Here is a 15,924-nt window from a genome sequence, read left to right on the forward strand (position 1 = left end):
TGACGGACCGGACGGGGTGACGGACCGGACGAAGGCTGGGCGCGATGCTGCGTTCCGCTTGTGTACGAGGCCGAGAAGCCGAACGAGCCGGGACAACGGTGTCCGCACGTCAGCCGCAGCCATCCCCGCAGGAGCCTCACCAGCCGACGGGGCCTGACAGCGGGACCTGTTGCCGCTGGTGGGTGACGGCTTCGCCTGTCGTCCGACTGGGACACGGGAGCACGGGGCCCGGACCCGACGTGGTCAGCCGCGACGGCGACGGTGATCGTCCGGGAGGAGGGCCGGGGCGTTGATGCGGGATGCGGAGATCGCGGGGCAGGGGGGGGGCAGGTCCTGATCAGGTGAGGGGCCGACAGGTTGCCGCCGAAGAAGGGGAGGCCGGACTCGGGGTGGGCCGCCTCCACGGGTGCCGTGCAGGCGTGGCACATCAGCGTGTGGATCTCCGCGGGCACCACGCCGTTGAGCGCGGGCGGGCCGGGGTCCGGGCGCGCGAGCCTCTGTGGTGGGGAGGCGGGCGGTGCCGGTGCGGGCCGTGGCCAGGCGGCCACGTACGGGAGGGGTCGGTCCGGCCGCCTGGCGGAGCGGAGGAGCGCGGAGCGGCAGCCGGGGGTGTCCAGGCCGATGAGAGCCTTCGCCGTCGGGCGCGGTGAAGGGGGACGGCGGCTTGCGTCGTGTACACGTCGAGGGTGCCCCGGGGCAGGACGAAGCGTGCGGCGGGCGGTGGGGGACTCACCGCTCTGCCCGGGACGGCTCGCGGACGGCGGTGGAGACGCGGCCGCGATCGTTGACGTGCGTGCCCCGCGCGCGGGCCCGGCGCCCTGTCGCGGCGAGTTGGCCGGGGAGATCTCGGAGGTCGTTCGCCGCATACGTGAGGAAGAACCCCGGCGACGGGTGTGTCTCGTGTTCCGTGGTCTTGCGCGTGATCCAGACACCCACCGTCGCCGTGCGAGTGGCCGGAAGCGTCCCGAAGCCGCCGTCCTGTCGCGGGGCGAACGGAACCCGTTCCCTCTCCCACGGCGGCCCGCTCTCCCCGGCGGCCTCAGGCGGGACTGTGCCCGCTCGATGTCCCCGGACCGAGGGGAAGCCCGCTTCCCGGGACGACACCTCCCGGCACCCCGGCAGCACGAGGCCCGAGCCCGCCCCCTCCGCCGCCTCGTCCCCCGGGCCGCCGGGACGGGCGCAGGTGTCGGGGCCAGTGGCGCGAGCCGCGCCGTGGCCCGGGCCCGGGCCCGCCGTGCGTCCGTCGTCTCGGGTATCCCCCTCATGACACGACGTCCTTCCGCGCGAAGCCCCGGAAGGCGAGGGCGAAGAGGACCAGGGCGTAGGTCACCGAGATCGCCGCTCCCTTCGCCGCGCCCTGCCAGGCGAGGTCGGGCGTGAGGAGGTCGGTCCAGGCGAATTGCCAGTGCGCGGGGAGGAAGTCGCGCCAGTGACCGAGGGCGGTGACGGCGTCGAGGACGTTGCCGATGATCGTGAGGCCGACCGCGCCTCCGACCGCGCCGAGGGGCGCGTCCGTGCGGGTCGAGAGCCAGAAGGCGAGGGCGGCGGTGACGAGCTGTGACACGAAGAGGTAGGCGACGGCGAGCGCGAGGCGCGGGACGGCCGCCTCGGCGGAGACGGAGTCGCCGGTGGGGAGTTCGAGTGGGCCCCAGCCGTAGAGCGCGGTGCCGAGGAGGAGCCCGACGAGGGGCAGGAGGACCATCGCGGCGAGTGAACAGGCCAGGGCGACGGCGAGTTTGCTCGCGAGGAGGCGGCTCCGTGAGACGGGCGCGGCGAGGAGGTAGCGGAGCGTCGACCAGTTCGCCTCGGCCGCCACCGTGTCCCCGCAGAACAGGGCCACGGGGACGACGAGCAGGAAGCCCGCCGAGACGAAGAGGCACACCGCCGCGAAGTCCGCGCCCGAGCGCGTCGCCACGTCCATGAGCGTCCCGCGCTGTCCGCCCGCCCTGTCCCCGCCGGGCGTCCCGCCGACGGCGAAGGCCACCGCGAGCACGAACGGCAACAGGAACAGCGCCGCCCCCATCACCGCGGTCCGCCGCCGCGTCAGCTGCCGTCGCAACTCAACGCGCACGGGCAAGGTCCGTCCCGGCCGGTACCCGTCCGCGCGGGGCGAGGCGGGCGCGGGATCGGCCCCCGTACCGGGCAGGGGCGGAGGCCAGCCACCACCGAGATGCGTCATGCGGAACCTCCGGTCGGGCTCGGGAGGGGGAGCGAGGTCGGGAGCGGATGCGGATGTGGGAGCGCGTGCGGGTGTGGGGGCGAGACCAGGGGCGGGAGCGGGCGCCGGCTGCGAAGCGGGACGGGGCCCGAACCCGCGCGCAGGCGGCGGGACGGCGTGGGGCCCGGGCGGGTGGCGGGCGCGAGGCCCGAGGACGGGCGGGAACCGGGCAGGCGGCCCGCTCCCGCTGAGCGGGCGGCACCCCGGCAGGCGAGGGCGGCGAGACCGCGGTCCGCAGCACGCATCGCACCCGGGCGGGCGCGGACCTCCCGCACGCGTCCTAGGCGCGGCGCGCTCCCCGCCCCACGGCCCGGCCGCCAACCCCGCCCCGCCGTCGCCTCACTCGCGGGAACCCCGACCGCACGGCGAGCGGACGCCCGGCACGAGGCGAACGCCAGAGCCCTGCGGAGAGCGCGGCACGAGGCGAACGCCAGAGCCCTGCGGAGAGCACGGCACGAGGCGAACGCCAGAGCCTTGCGGAGAGCACGGGGCGAGGCGAACGCCAGGGCCTTGCGGAGAGCACGGGGCGAGACGAACGCCAGGGCCTTGCGGAGAGCACGGGGCGAGACGAACGCCTGGGCCTTGCGGAGAGCGCCGTGCGACCAGCCCCCCGCACACGGCACCCCGGGGCCCGCCCCGCCCGCATCGGCCCGTCGCGCCGCACCCGCACGGCGGGCGAGGGCTGGCCCCCGGCCGGAGCCGCGGGCCGCGCCCCCGTAGGAGCTGGGCACCTCCCCGGCGACAGCGCCAGCTGCCACTGCCGGTCGGCCCCCCGCGCCGCGGGCGGGCACGCGTGCCTCCGTGCCCGGGCTACCGGTGCGCACCGCGCCCGTGCCCTGGCGCTCGGCACCGAGGCCCGGGTGGTCGGCGCCCGTGGCCTGCGCGGGCGTCATGACGGGCCTCCGATCAGGTGGAGGAAGGCGTCCTCCAGGCGGCGTTGGGGGGCCAGGGTCGTGATGGGGAGGCCCAGGGAGAGGAGGGGGGCGAGGAGGTCCGTCGTCGTGGTGCCCTCCTTCAGGTGGAGGAGGAGGGTCCGGTCGTCGTCGCTCGTCAGGTCCGCCACTCCCGGGAGTGCCGCCGCCTTCGCGAGGAGCGGGTCGGGGACCGGGTGGGCCAGGCCGATCGTCACCGCGCCCGTGCCGCCGGTGATCTCCTCCACAGGGCCTGCGGCGACCAGGCGGCCCCGGTCCATCACCACCAGGTGGGTGCAGGACTGTTCGACCTCCGAGAGGAGGTGGCTGGAGACGACGACTGTGCGGCCGGAGGCCGCGTACGCGATCATGACCTCGCGCATCTCGCGGATCTGGGGCGGGTCGAGGCCGTTCGTCGGTTCGTCGAGCAGGAGGAGGTCGGGGAGTCCGAGCATCGCCTGTGCCAGGGCGAGCCGTTGGCGCATTCCCTGGGAGTAGGTGCGCACCGGGCGGTCCAGGGCCTCGCCCAAGCCGGCGATCTCCAGGACCTCTTCGCGGTGGGCGTCCGCCTCGGGGCGGCCCGTCGCCTTCCAGTACAGGTCCAGGTTGCGGCGGCCGCTGAGGTGGGGCAGGAAGCCCGGGCCCTCCACGAAGGCGCCCACCCGGGACAGGACGGGCGCGCCCGGGCGGATCGCGTGGCCGAAGACGCGGATGCCGCCCTCGTCCGGGGTCACGAGGCCGAGCAGCATCCGCAACGTCGTCGTCTTCCCCGCCCCGTTCGGGCCGAGCAGGCCGAGGACCTGGCCGCGCCCCACCGTGAACGACAGGTCCCGCACCGCCCAGCGGTCGGCCCCGCGCGCGTACTTCTTGCCCAGGCCCGTGATCCGCAGCGGGACCTCCGCGAGGTCCGGGTCGGGTGGCGGGGGCGTGTCGGAGCGCCTGCGGACCAGGAGGAGGAGCAGGGCGAGAATCGCCCCGGCCGCGGGGAGCGCCCACACCCAGACGGGGAGTGGCGCGGGGCCGCTCGCCGCCTGCGGGAGGCTCGGCACCGTCAGCGCTCCCGCAGGGGTGACGGAGTACGTGGCCGGGGACGCGGGGGACGCGTAGCCGAGGTCGGTCGCGGAGAGGACGAGGCGGAGGCGGTGGCCCTGGGCGACCTGGTGGTCGACGGCGGGGAGCGTCACGGTGACCGTACGGCCCTCGCGCGCGCCCGTGACCCGTACCGGACTGACCAGTTGAGCGGGCAGCACCTGCTTCTTGCCGTCCGCGCTCACGTCGTAGACCTTCGCGAAGAGCACCGCCGTGCCCGTCGACGAGCGCACCTCGACCGGGACGGTCGGGCTGCCCGTGACGCGGACGGCCTTCGCGAGCGGCTTGGTGTCGAAGCGGGCGAACTGGCCCGGGAAGTCGACGGCGAAGCCCTGGCCCGTACGCTCGGCGAGCTGGGCGAGTCCGTCGCCGAGGCCCGGCACGGCGGAGAGCGAGGGCGGCGAGCCGCCTGGCGGGTTGGCGAAGACCTGGCGCTCGCGCGGCAGGGCGTAGCGGTGCTCGGTGTAGCGGACGCGGGAGTCGCCGCTGCCCGGGGCCGCGGCGGGCCCGGAGGCGCCCGTGCGGCCGGGGACACCGCCGGTCAGTCCCGGGTACGAGGAGAGGCCGGCGCCGGTGAGGCGGGCGGTGTCGTCGGTGGCGCCCACGGAGCCTGTGCGCGAGATGCGGAAGGCCGGGCCGGTGTCCACCGAGCGGTCCTTCTTCAGGTAGCGGTCGAACCAGGTCGTGATGCGGCGGGTCAGGCGGGGGATCTCCATGTCGCCGCCGTCGTGGCCGCCCGCGATCCAGTCGACGGCGACGGGGGCGCCGTTGGCACGGATGTGCTTGGCCGTCTCGTCGGCCTGCGCGAGCGGGAAGAGCGAGTCCGACTGGCCCTGGATCACGAGGGCGGGGACCTTGACGCGGTCGCCCACGGCCGCGGGGCTGCGGTCGTGGAGCAGCTTCGTCGCGGCCGCGTCGGGGGCGCCGCGCTCGGCGACGCGGCGGTACATCGCGCACAGCTCGGGGGTGAAGCGGCCGCAGCCGACCCCGACACCGGCGACGCGTGAGCCGATGTCGGCGCTGCCCGAGGTGAAGAAGATCCCGGCCCACAGCTTCTTGAACACGCCGTCGGGGAACAGGGCCTGAGCCAGGTCCCAGTACGTGATCTCCGGGGCGATCGCGTCGATCCGGGGGTCGTGTCCCGCGGCGAGCAGCGAGATCGCACCGCCGTACGAGGCGCCCGTCGCGCCGACGCGCGGGTCGCCCTTCTTGTCGAGCAGGACCTCGGGGCGGCCGGCGAGCCAGTCGACGAGCCGGGAGACGTCCTCGACCTCGTGCGCCGGGTCGTTGAGGCCGATCTCGCCGCCGGAGCGGCCGAAACCGCGCGCGGACCAGGTGAGGACGGCGTAGCCCTGGCGGGCGTAGGACTCCGCCTGGGAGCGCAGTTCGGTCTTGCTGCCGCCGAAGCCGTGGGCCAGGAGGACGGCGGGGCGCTTCGTCTGCGGGTCGCCCGCCGTGAAGTAGCTCGTGTCGATGCGGGTGCCGTCCGGCATGCGCCGGAAGGCGTCCATGCGGTGGACGCCGCCGCTCTCCGCACGGTGGACGCCCTCGCTCCCCGCACGGAGCGCGCCGCCGCCCGACGCGGCGGCCGCCGGGGGCGCGAGGCCCGGCAGCGAGGCGCTCGCGAGGAGCAGCAGGACCGTCGCGAGGACGGCGCCGATGCGGAACGGGGCGCGCACCGCCCGCGGTCCGGCACCGGGTCCTCGCGGAAGGCCGCCGGACCGCCGTGACGTGCGTCGCGATGACGTGCGGAGATCCATGACCCACACCGTACGGGCTTCCGCAAGGCGGGCCGCGGAAGTTATCCACAGGCGGGGGGACTCGTCGTACGAGATGCACGGCACGCCGTCGAAGGATCGTTTCTGCACGCCCTCCCGTACCCGGAGGGAAAGATTCCACACAGAGGCCGCCAGGCCCGGCGGCACCCACGCCCGCCAGGCACCCACGCCCGCCAGGACCCGACGGCACCCACGCCCGCCGCCGGGTCCCGACCGCCGTCACCCGTTGCTCGGGAACCCCAGGTCCACGCCCGCCGCCGCCTCCGAGGGATCGGGCCACCGTGTCGTCACGACCTTGCCGCGCGTGTAGAAGTGGACGCCGTCGTTGCCGTACATGTGGTGGTCGCCGAAGAGCGAGTCCTTCCAGCCGCCGAAGGAGTGGTAGCCGACAGGGACGGGGATCGGGACGTTGACGCCGACCATGCCCGCCTGGACTTCGAGCTGGAAGCGGCGGGCCGCGCCCCCGTCGCGGGTGAAGATCGCCGTGCCGTTGCCGAAGGGGGAGGCGTTGATGAGGGCCAGGCCCTCCTCGTACGTCTCGGCGCGCAGCACGCACAGGACCGGGCCGAAGATCTCGTCGCGGTAGGCGTCGGCGTCGACGGGGACGCGGTCCAGCAGGGAGAGGCCGATCCAGTGGCCCTCCTCGTAGCCCTTCACCGTGAAGTCCGTGCCGTCGAGGACGACTTCGCAGCCCTGCGCCGCCGCGCCCTTCACGTACGAGGCGACCTTGTCGCGGTGCGCCTTGGTGATGAGCGGGCCCATCTCGGACGCCGGGTCCTCGCCGGGGCCGATGACGATCTTCGCGGCGCGTTCCTTGATGCGCTCCACGAGCGCGTCGCCGGTCGCGCCGACGGCGACGACGGCCGAGACCGCCATGCACCGCTCCCCCGCCGAGCCGTACGCGGCCGAGACGGCTGCGTCGGCGGCGGCGTCGAGGTCCGCGTCGGGCAGGACCAGCATGTGGTTCTTGGCGCCGCCGAGGGCCTGGACCCGCTTGCCGTTGGCGCTCGCCGTCGCGTGGATGGAGCGCGCGATCGGCGTCGAGCCGACGAACGAGACGGCCGCGACGTCCGGGTGCGCGAGGAGGCGGTCGACAGCGACCTTGTCCCCGTGGACGACGTTCAGGACGCCTTCGGGGAGCCCGGCCTCCGCGAAGAGTTCCGCGAGACGCACGGCGGCCGACGGGTCCTTCTCGGAGGGCTTCAGGACGAAGGTGTTGCCGCACGCGATCGCGAGCGGGAACATCCACATCGGCACCATCGCGGGGAAGTTGAACGGCGTGATGCCCGCGACGACGCCGAGGGGCTGGCGGATCGCCGAGACGTCGACGCGGTTCGCCACCTGCGTGGACAGTTCGCCCTTGAGCTGGGTCGTGATGCCGCAGGCCAGGTCGACGATCTCCAGGCCGCGCGCGACCTCGCCGAGCGCGTCGTCGTGGACCTTGCCGTGCTCGGCGGTGATGAGGCGCGCGATCTCCTCGCGGTGCGCGTCGAGCAGGGCGCGGTAGCGGAAGAGGATGCCCGTGCGCCGCGCGAGCGAGGAGGTGCCCCACGTCGCCCAGGCGGCGCGCGCGGCGGCGACGGCCGCGTCCACGTCGGCGACCGAGGCGAAGTCGACGCGCGTGGTGACGGCCCCGGTCGCGGGATCGGTGACGGGCCCGCTCCGGCCCGAGGTGCCCTCGACGGTCTTCCCCGCTATCCAGTGGTGGACGGTCTTCATGCGGTCACCCTTCTGCGCGTACGCGGTCATCCGTGGCCGTACCCGGGGGGACGCTCCCCGTCCCGGGGCCCCCGCACACCCGCGCGGACCCGCCCCGTACGCGGACCCGCCCCGTACGCGGACCCGCCCCGTACGGGCCAACCCGCGCCGCCGCACGCAGGACCCGCCCCGTACGGCGCCGCTACAGGCCCCGTACGGCGGCGCTACAGGTGCCGCCGTCGTTCCGCGCTGTGCCGCTCGTACTCCTTGCGGGCCCGTACCGTCGACGGGTGGGTCGTCGTCTCGGCCACGGGCACATCCCACCACGCCTGCGCCGGGGGCGCGCCGGACACTGTGTCGGTCGTTTCGGTCTCGACGTAGACACATGTGGGGCGGTCCGCCTCGCGCGCCTCGGCGAGCGCTTCGCGCACCTCGCGGACCGTACGCGCGCGCAGTACGCGCAACCCGAGGCTCGCCGCGTTCGCCGCGAGGTCGACGGGGAGCGGCGCGCCCGCGTAGGCGCCGTCCGCCGTGCGGTAGCGGTACGCGGTCGCGAAGCCGTCGGCGCCGACCGTGCGCGAGAGGCCGCCGATCGAGGCGTAGCCGTGGTTCTGGAGGATCACGAGCGTGAGCGGCAGGTTCTCCTGCACGGCGGTGACGAGTTCGCCGGGCAGCATGAGGTACGTGCCGTCGCCGACGAGCGCCCACACGGGCACCCCCGGCTGCGCGAGGCACACGCCGAGCGCGGCGGGGATCTCGTAGCCCATGCAGGAGTAGCCGTACTCGACGTGGTACTGGAGCGGGCCCCGCGTGCGCCACAGTTTGTGCAGGTCACCGGGGAGCGAACCGGCCGCGTTGATGACCACGTCGTCGTCGCCGACCACGGCTTGCAGCGCGCCGACGACCTGCGCCTGATCGGGGCGCACGAGGTCGGCGACGCCGTCCTCGGGCTGCGTGTAGCCCTCGACACGCTCCTCCCACAGCGCCTTGTCGAGCGTGTACTGCGCGACCTCGGCCTCGTCGACGCGCCAGCCCTTGAGCCGCTCCGTGAGCGCTTCGAGACCCGCGCGCGCGTCCGCGACGAGCGGGATCGCGCCTTGTTTGTGGCTGTCGAACGACGTGATGTTGAGGTTGACGAAGCGGACCCCGTCGCCGCCCGTGCGCGCGCCGCCCTCGAAGAGCGTCGCCGACGCGGTCGTGAAGTCGCTCCAGCGGGTGCCGACGCCGAGGACGAGGTCGGCGGCGCGGGCGAGTTCGTCGGCGGTCGCCGTGCCCGTGTGGCCGATGCCGCCGACGTCGGCGGGGTGGTCGTGGCGCAGCGCGCCCTTGCCCGCCTGCGTGGAAGCGACGGGAATCCCTGTCGCGTCGGCGAGCGCGCGCAACGCGTCCTCCGCGGCGCTGTAGCGGACGCCGCCGCCCGCGACGAGCAGCGGGCGGCGCGCGGCGCGGATCGCGGCGGCGGCCTCGTCGAGCGCGGCCGGATCGGGCGGGGGCCTGCGGATGTGCCATGTGCGCTCGGCGAGGAACTCCTCGGGCCAGTCGTACGCCTCCGCCTGGACGTCCTGCGGCAGCGCGAGCGTCACCGCGCCGGTCTCGGCCGGGTCGGTGAGGACACGCAGGGCCTCAAGGGCCGCGGGGATCAGGGCCTCGGGGCGGTGGACGCGCGCGAAGTAGCGGGACACGGGGCGGAGCGCGTCGTTGACCGTGATGTCGGCCGACGCGGGGTGTTCGAGCTGCTGGAGCACGGGGTCGGCCGGGTGCGTCGCGAAGTAGTCGCCCGGGAGGAGGAGGACGGGCAGCCGGTTGACGGTCGCGAGCGCGGCGCCCGTGACGAGGTTGGTCGCGCCCGGGCCGATCGAGGTCGTGACGGCGTGCGTCGCGAGGCGCCGCTTGTGGCGCGCGAAGCCGCTCGCCGCGTGCACCATCGCCTGCTCGTTGCGCCCCTGGTGGAAGGGCATCGCGTACGGCCCGTCCACGGCCCCGTACTCGACGACCGCCTGCCCGAGCCCGGCCACGTTCCCGTGCCCGAAGATGCCCCACAGCCCCTGCACGAAGCGCTGCCGCGCCCCGTCGCGCTCGGTGTACTGACGGCTGAGGAAGACGAGGAGGGCCTGGGCGACGGTGAGACGGCGGGTCTTCTGGGGTGGCTGCGGGGCGAGCGAGGAGGCGGGCGCGGGCCCCTCGGGGGCGGGCGGCGCGGAGGCGGAGGCGGAGGCGGCCGCGGGCTTCGCAGGCGCGGGCTTCGCAGGAGCGGGCTTCGCAGGAGCGGGCTTCGCAGACGCGGGCTTCGCAGGCGCGGGCTTCGCAGACGCGGGCTTCGCGGACGCCGCCTCGGGCTCGTCGTTCATGCGCGCTCCTCCGCTGTGGTCAGGGGCAGGCGCGGGTCCTGCGCGAGCCCGGCCCACGTGTCCCGTACGCCCTCGTGCGCCGGGTGATCCGTGATCAGCCACTCGCGTGCCGGGCCCGCCATGACGTTGAGGTAGTAGAGGTCGCGCTCGGGCGGCGCGACCGAGGGGCCGTGCCAGCCGTCGGGGATGAGCACGGCGTCCCCCGGCCGCACCTCGGCGAAGACCTCCGTGCCGCCCGCGCGCGAGGCGCTGACGCGCTGGAGGCCGTACGCCTCGCCCGGCCCGTGCGGGTCCGACAGCTCGAAGTAGTAGATCTCCTCCAGGTCGCTCTCGCGCCCCGGGACCGCCTCGTCGTGCTTGTGCGGCGGGTACGAGGACCAGTTGCCCGCCGGGGTCAGGACCTCGACGACCATGAGCTTGTCGCAGCCGAAGCCCCCGGTCTGCGCGAGGTTGTTGACCTGGCGTCCGGCGCGCCCGGCGCCGCGCAGCTCGACCGGGACCTCCGGCGCGGGGCCGTAGCGGGCGGGGAGTCTGCGCCCGCAGGTCGCTCCTGCCAAAGCGAAACGGCAGCCCGCGCCGGAGGAGATCTCGGCGCGCGCGTCCCTCGGGAGGTACGCGAAGTCACTCACCGCGCCGAAGACGGAGGAGCGCCCGCGCAGCGCGAACTCCTCCCCGTCCACAGCGACGGTACCGCCGCCGGCGAGCGGCACGACGAGCCACTCGAACTCACCCGTGACCAGGACGTGCCGCGCCCCGGGCGGCAGCTCGATGACGCGCAGCGCCGTGTGCCGCAGGAGCGGGGTGCGCTCGGGCGAGACGTCGAGGGCGTAAGGGGGCGTGACGGCCGTGCCCGCGCGGACGTGCGGGGCCGTCAGGAGGGGGCGCGGCGGGGGCGGCGCGGGTACGCCTGCGCTCCCGCCCGCACGCCGGGGTGTCCCCGTACGGCTGTCACTGCCATCCATCCCGCTCGCTCCCTCTCCCCGCCGCATCGGCCGTCCCTTCGTCCCTGCGTGCGCCGCTTCTCCCACTCTGCTCCCCTACCCCGTGGCGCGCATCGGTGAGCGGTGCGGCCGTGGTGTCACCCCGCCGCCGCGAGCGCGGCCCGTACCTCGTGCGGGAAGGGCATCGCTGTGGAGCACTCCAGGCGGCCCGCCACGATCGCCCCCGCCGCGTTCGCGAAGCGGATCGTCTCGGCGAGCGGGCGGCCCGCGAGGAGCCCCTCGCACAGCGCCCCGCCGAAGGCGTCGCCCGCGCCGAGCCCGTTGACGACCTTCACGGGGAGCGGCGCGACCTCGACGACCGTGCCGTCGCTGTGCGCGGCGAGGACCCCGGCCGGGCCCTGCTTGACGACCGCGAGTGTGACGCCCGCGGCGAGGAGCGCGTCCGCGCACGCGCGCGGGCTCTTCGCGCCCGTCGCGACCTCGCACTCCGTCAGGTTCCCGACGGCGACGCTCGCGTGCCGCAGCGCCTGCGCGTAGGCGGGGCGGGCCTCCGCGCGGCTCTCCCAGAACATGGGCCGCCAGTCGAGGTCGAAGACGGTGAGCGCGCCGGGTGCCGCCGCGTGCCGCTCGGCGAGCGCCCCGAGCGTCGCCGTACGGCTCGGCTCGGCGCACAGCCCGGTACCCGTCGTCCAGAAGACGCGCGCGTCCCGGATCGCCGCCCGGTCCAGCTCCCCGGCGCGGATTTCGAGGTCGGGGGCCTTGGGGCGGCGGTAGAAGAGGAGCGGGAAGTCGTCGGGCGGGTGCAGTGCGCAGAAGGTGACGGGGGTGAGGAGCCCGGGGACCTCGGCGAGGAACGCGGTGGAGACGCCGAGGGCGCGCAGTTCGTCCCGTACGAAGGTCCCGAAGGGGTCGGCACCGGTACGGGTGATGACGGCGGCCCGCAGCCCGAGCCTGGCCGCGGCGACGGCGACATTGGTCGCCGAGCCGCCGAGGAACCTCCCGAACCGCTCCACACGCGCGAGCGGCACGCCCGATTCGAGGGGATAGAGGTCGACGCCGGTGCGGCCGATGGTGAGGACGTCGAAGGGCGCTGAGGGCTCGGTGGCGGGCTCGCGGGGGTGCGGCGAGCCGGTGGCGGGCTCGCGGGGGTGCTGCCGGTCGGTGGCGGGCTCGTACGGGTGCGGTCCTGCGGCCATGCGGGCCTCCGGGGCGGTACGGGATCTCAGCCTGAAAGCCCCCCACACCTCTGTCAACACGGCCCCTTCTCCCGCGTCGGCCCCGCCCGCGGGCGTGCCGGTGCCGCGGCGCCTTCGGCTCGGCCGACACCGCCAGGTTGACACCCCGTCGCCCCTTCCTGATCGTGGAGTGATGCCCCCGGTCCCGCAGCCCCCGGTGTCCCCGCTCTCCCGCATCCGCGTCGGTTCCGCGCCGGACTCCTGGGGGGTCTGGTTTCCCGACGACCCGCTCCAGGTGCCCTGGCGGCGTTTTCTCGACGAGGTGGCGCGGGCCGGGTACGAGTGGATCGAGCTGGGCCCGTACGGGTACCTGCCGACCGACCCGCTCCGGCTCGCCGAGGAGACCGCGCGGCGCGGGCTCAAGGTCTCGGCGGGCACCGTCTTCACCGGGCTGCACCGGGGGCCCGCCGTGTGGGAGGACACGTGGCGGCAGGTCGCGCGGGTCGCCTCGCTCGCGCAGGCGAGCGGCGCGGGGCACCTCGTCGTGATCCCGGCCTTCTGGCGCGACGACAAGACGGGCGAGGTCCTGGAGGACAGGGAGCTGACGGCGGCGCAGTGGCACGACCTCGCGCGGCAGACGGAGCGGCTCGCGCACGAGGTGCGGGAGCGGTACGGGCTCCGCGTCGTCGTCCACCCGCACGCGGACACCCACGTCGCGGGCGAGGCGGATGTCGCGCGGCTCCTCGACGCGACCGACCCCGACCTCGTCTCGCTGTGCCTGGACACGGGGCACTACGCGTACTGCGGCGGCGACAGCGTCAAGCTCGTCGAGACGTACGGGGACCGCATCGGCTACCTGCACCTCAAGCAGGTCGACCCCGACGTGCTCGCCGCGGTGCGCGCGGAGGACCTGCCGTTCGGCCCCGCGGTCGCGCGCGGCGTCATGTGCGAGCCCCCGGCCGGGATTCCCGCGCTGGAACCGGTGCTCGCGGCGGCGCAGGGTCTCGGCGTGGACCTCTTCGCGATCGTCGAGCAGGACATGTACCCGTGCGCGCCGGAGCGCCCGCTCCCCGTCGCCGCGCGTACGCGGTCCTTCCTGCGCTCCTGCGGGGCCTGAGCGGTGGGGTCCGGTGCGGCGGCGGGCGCGCGGTCCGGTGCGGCGGCCGCCCCGCGCTCCGGCGCGGCCGCGCTCCCGCACCCGCGTCTGCGCCCCGGCGTCCTGCGCTACCACGGCTACCGGCTGACCGTCCCGCGCCCGCGCCTGGAGGTGCCGGTGGGCGCGGTGACGCTGGTGCTGGGTTTCGGGACGCCGGTACGGGTCAGCGGGCCCGGGCAGGAGACGACGACGCTCGTCTCGCTGATCGGGGGGCTCACGACGCTGCCCGCCGTGGGCGAGCACCTGGGCGCAGCGGCGGGGATGGAGATCCTGGTCACGCCGTGGGCGGCGTTCCGGCTGCTCGGCGTCGAGCAGCACGCGCTGGCGCGGCGCTGCACGGACCCCGGCTCGCTGCCGGGGGGTGAGCGGTGGCTGCGGCTCGCCGAGGCGCTGGAGGAGCTGCCCGGCTGGCGGGCGCGGTTCGCGCTGCTCGACCGGGCGCTCTCGGCGTGGCTCGACGCGGGGCCCGCGTGGTCGCCGCGGGTCGAGTACGCGTGGCGGCTCCTGGAGCGGAGCGGGGGCCGGGTGCCCGTGCGGCGGCTCGCCGAGGAGGTGGGGTGGAGCGAGCGGCAGGTGCAGAGCCGTTTCCGCGAGCAGATCGGGCTCGCGCCGAAGGCGGCGGCGCGGATCGTGCGCCTCCAGCGCGCGGTGCGGCTGCTGACGTCGGGGCTGAGCCAGGCCGAGACGGCGGCGCTGTGCGGCTTCTACGACCAGGCCCACCTGAGCGGCGAGTTCCGGGCGATGACGGGCCGGACCCCCGGCGCCTTCACGGCGGCGCGGGCCGCGGTGGCCGCGGGGGACACGGGTGGCGGGGAACACGTCGGCGACCGGCTGGGCGGGGCGGTGACGAGTCTGCTGCTGTGACGGGGCGCCTTCCGTGCGGGCCCTGTACCGGCTCCGTACGGGGGGGTACGCGCGGCGTCCCGTCCCTACGGGCGGGGCTGCGTGGTCCGGGGGCGCGCGGGGCGCATCGGGAGCGCGGTGCGGGTTTTTCCAAGACCGCCGCCCGGCCGGCATGACAGCGTCGTGCCCCGCGAGCGATCCGCTCCCCGGCCGGGGAACGCCGGGGAGGATCACGCCGGGCCCGGGCCGCTGGGGGGCGGTCCGGGCCGGGCCATGTCGCGGGGGGCACGGCGCGGCGTCCGCTTCGCGGGTGTCGGGGCGGTTTTAAGGTGAACGGCCGCTTCCCTCCCGTACCCCGCCGGAGCCCGCACCGTGTCGACCCCGTCCACGCCCCCGCCCGGCCCCGCTCCCGTCGGCGCCGGGGGACCGGAGACGGGCATCACGCCGGGGCTGTGGCGCCACTGGCTGTGGATCGGGGCCGTGCTGTGGGCGCTGACGGCCGGGGTCACGTACCTGACGAAGAACACGACGCTGCTGCCGACGCTGATCCTGCTCGGCAGCTTCCTCATCCCCGTGACCTTCGCGCTGTGGGCGTACGAGCGGCACGGCGCGGGGCTAGGACTGCACCCGCTCCTGAGCTGTTTCGTCTCCGGCGGGGTGCTCGGGGTGCTCGGCTCCTCGCTCGCCGAGTACTTCCTGCTGCACCCGTCGGTGCGCGTGTACACGGCGGTCGGGCTCATCGAGGAGGCCGTGAAGCTGCTGCTCCTCGCCTGGCTCGTACGGAAATCGCACTGGCTGTACGGGGCCCGCGCGGGGGCGGTGCTCGGGGGCGCCGTCGGCTTCGGCTTCGCCGCCTTCGAGACCTCGGGGTACGCGTTCAACGCCGCGCTCTCGTTCCACGGCATCGACCTGCGCGCGCTGCTCCAGACGGAGATCCTGCGCGCCGTGCTCGCCCCCTTCGGGCACGGCCTGTGGACCGCGCTCGCGGGTGCGGTGCTCCTCGCGCACCGCAGGCCCGACGGCAGGTACCGGCCGAGCCTCGCCGTGCTCGTCGCGTACCTCGGCGTCTCGGCGCTGCACGCGCTGTGGGACTCGATGCACGGGATCGCGCTGTGGCTCACGGAGAAGGTGACGGGGAAGCCGGTGCGGGTCTCGGAGTCGACGCGTGACTTCCTGGTCGGCGCGACGAGCCAGCAGCGCCACTACTACACGCTCTTCACGGTCGCCGGGCTCGCCCTGATCACGGTCCTCGCGCTCACCTGGGGGCGGGCGATGACCCGTCGCGACCCCACTTGGAATCATACCCCCTAGGGGTATACAGTGGTCATCCTGCCGGGAATCCCTCGGGACCCTCCCGTCACGGTACGCCCGGCGTACCGGAGGACCCCCACCGTCCCCGCGCCCCCCCCCTGGAACGCGGCCCACGAAGAGGAGAACGCCATGACGACCGACACCGCCGTCACCACGACGTACAAGGTCACCGGCATGTCCTGCGGTCACTGCGAGGGCGCGGTGAGCGCCGAGCTGACCGAGCTTCCCGAGGTCACCGAGGTCCGCGCCTCGGCGGCGAACGGCGAGGTCACCGTCGTCTCGACCGCCCCGCTCGACGAGGCGGCCGTCCGCGCCGCCGTGGACGAGGCGGGGTACGAGCTGACCGGCACCGTCTGAGACCCCGGCTCCGCCCACGACCTCGCACCGCCCGCGACCACGGCACCGCCCGGGGCGCCTGCCCGGTCGCGGCGCGGGTCGCCCCGCGCCGCGACCGGG

At 75.4% G+C, this 15,924-nt stretch carries 10 protein-coding genes; 4 read left to right on the forward strand and 6 right to left on the reverse strand.

Annotation, left to right across the window (positions count from 1 at the left end; genetic code table 11):
- Window positions 1-1,261: 1,261 nt before the first annotated feature.
- The 6 genes from ACQYWQ_RS09395 to iolC form a co-directional block, all read right to left on the reverse strand.
- Window positions 1,262-2,179 carry an ABC transporter permease gene (locus tag ACQYWQ_RS09395; RefSeq protein ID WP_431033711.1) on the reverse strand — a complete coding sequence of 306 codons (918 nt, stop codon included), beginning with the start codon at window positions 2,177-2,179 and terminating at the stop codon, window positions 1,262-1,264.
- A 928-nt stretch (window positions 2,180-3,107) separates the two neighbouring features.
- Window positions 3,108-6,062 (reverse strand): alpha/beta fold hydrolase, encoded by a 2,955-nt coding sequence (locus tag ACQYWQ_RS09400; RefSeq protein ID WP_431039126.1) that lies wholly within the window; start codon window positions 6,060-6,062, stop codon window positions 3,108-3,110.
- A gap of 153 nt (window positions 6,063-6,215) precedes the next feature.
- Window positions 6,216-7,715 carry a CoA-acylating methylmalonate-semialdehyde dehydrogenase gene (mmsA, locus tag ACQYWQ_RS09405; RefSeq protein ID WP_431033713.1) on the reverse strand — a complete coding sequence of 500 codons (1,500 nt, stop codon included), beginning with the start codon at window positions 7,713-7,715 and terminating at the stop codon, window positions 6,216-6,218.
- A 203-nt stretch (window positions 7,716-7,918) separates the two neighbouring features.
- Entirely contained in the window at window positions 7,919-10,042 is a 2,124-nt protein-coding gene (gene iolD / locus ACQYWQ_RS09410) for a 3D-(3,5/4)-trihydroxycyclohexane-1,2-dione acylhydrolase (decyclizing) (protein ID WP_431033714.1), read from the reverse strand.
- The gene (iolB, locus tag ACQYWQ_RS09415) at window positions 10,039-11,004 is read right to left on the reverse strand and encodes a 5-deoxy-glucuronate isomerase (RefSeq protein ID WP_431033716.1); all 966 of its coding nucleotides are present in this window, start codon (window positions 11,002-11,004) and stop codon (window positions 10,039-10,041) included. The genes iolD and iolB overlap by 4 nt, the downstream gene beginning before the upstream one ends.
- A 116-nt stretch (window positions 11,005-11,120) precedes the next feature.
- The gene (gene iolC / locus ACQYWQ_RS09420) at window positions 11,121-12,179 is read right to left on the reverse strand and encodes a 5-dehydro-2-deoxygluconokinase (RefSeq protein WP_431033718.1); all 1,059 of its coding nucleotides are present in this window, start codon (window positions 12,177-12,179) and stop codon (window positions 11,121-11,123) included.
- A 172-nt stretch (window positions 12,180-12,351) separates the two neighbouring features.
- On the opposite strand from iolC, the gene ACQYWQ_RS09425 reads away from it, so the two are divergent.
- The 4 genes from ACQYWQ_RS09425 to ACQYWQ_RS09440 all read left to right on the forward strand — a co-directional run bounded on the left by ACQYWQ_RS09425 (window position 12,352) and on the right by ACQYWQ_RS09440 (window position 15,825).
- On the forward strand, window positions 12,352-13,275 hold the full coding sequence (locus ACQYWQ_RS09425; protein ID WP_431033720.1) for a sugar phosphate isomerase/epimerase family protein: 924 nt from the start codon (window positions 12,352-12,354) through the stop codon (window positions 13,273-13,275).
- 3 nt (window positions 13,276-13,278) lie between these two features.
- A complete protein-coding gene (locus ACQYWQ_RS09430; RefSeq protein WP_431033722.1) occupies window positions 13,279-14,178 on the forward strand; it encodes a helix-turn-helix domain-containing protein in 900 nt (299 codons plus the stop codon).
- Window positions 14,179-14,529: 351 nt separating this feature from the next.
- Window positions 14,530-15,468: a PrsW family intramembrane metalloprotease gene (locus ACQYWQ_RS09435; protein ID WP_431033723.1), complete on the forward strand. Its 939-nt coding sequence runs from the start codon at window positions 14,530-14,532 to the stop codon at window positions 15,466-15,468.
- Between the two features lie 129 nt (window positions 15,469-15,597).
- On the forward strand, window positions 15,598-15,825 hold the full coding sequence (locus ACQYWQ_RS09440) for a heavy-metal-associated domain-containing protein (protein ID WP_431033725.1): 228 nt from the start codon (window positions 15,598-15,600) through the stop codon (window positions 15,823-15,825).
- Window positions 15,826-15,924: the final 99 nt, after the last annotated feature.

The sequence above is a fragment of the Streptomyces sp. P6-2-1 genome, assembly GCF_050613165.1.
Lineage (GTDB): Bacteria > Actinomycetota > Actinomycetes > Streptomycetales > Streptomycetaceae > Streptomyces.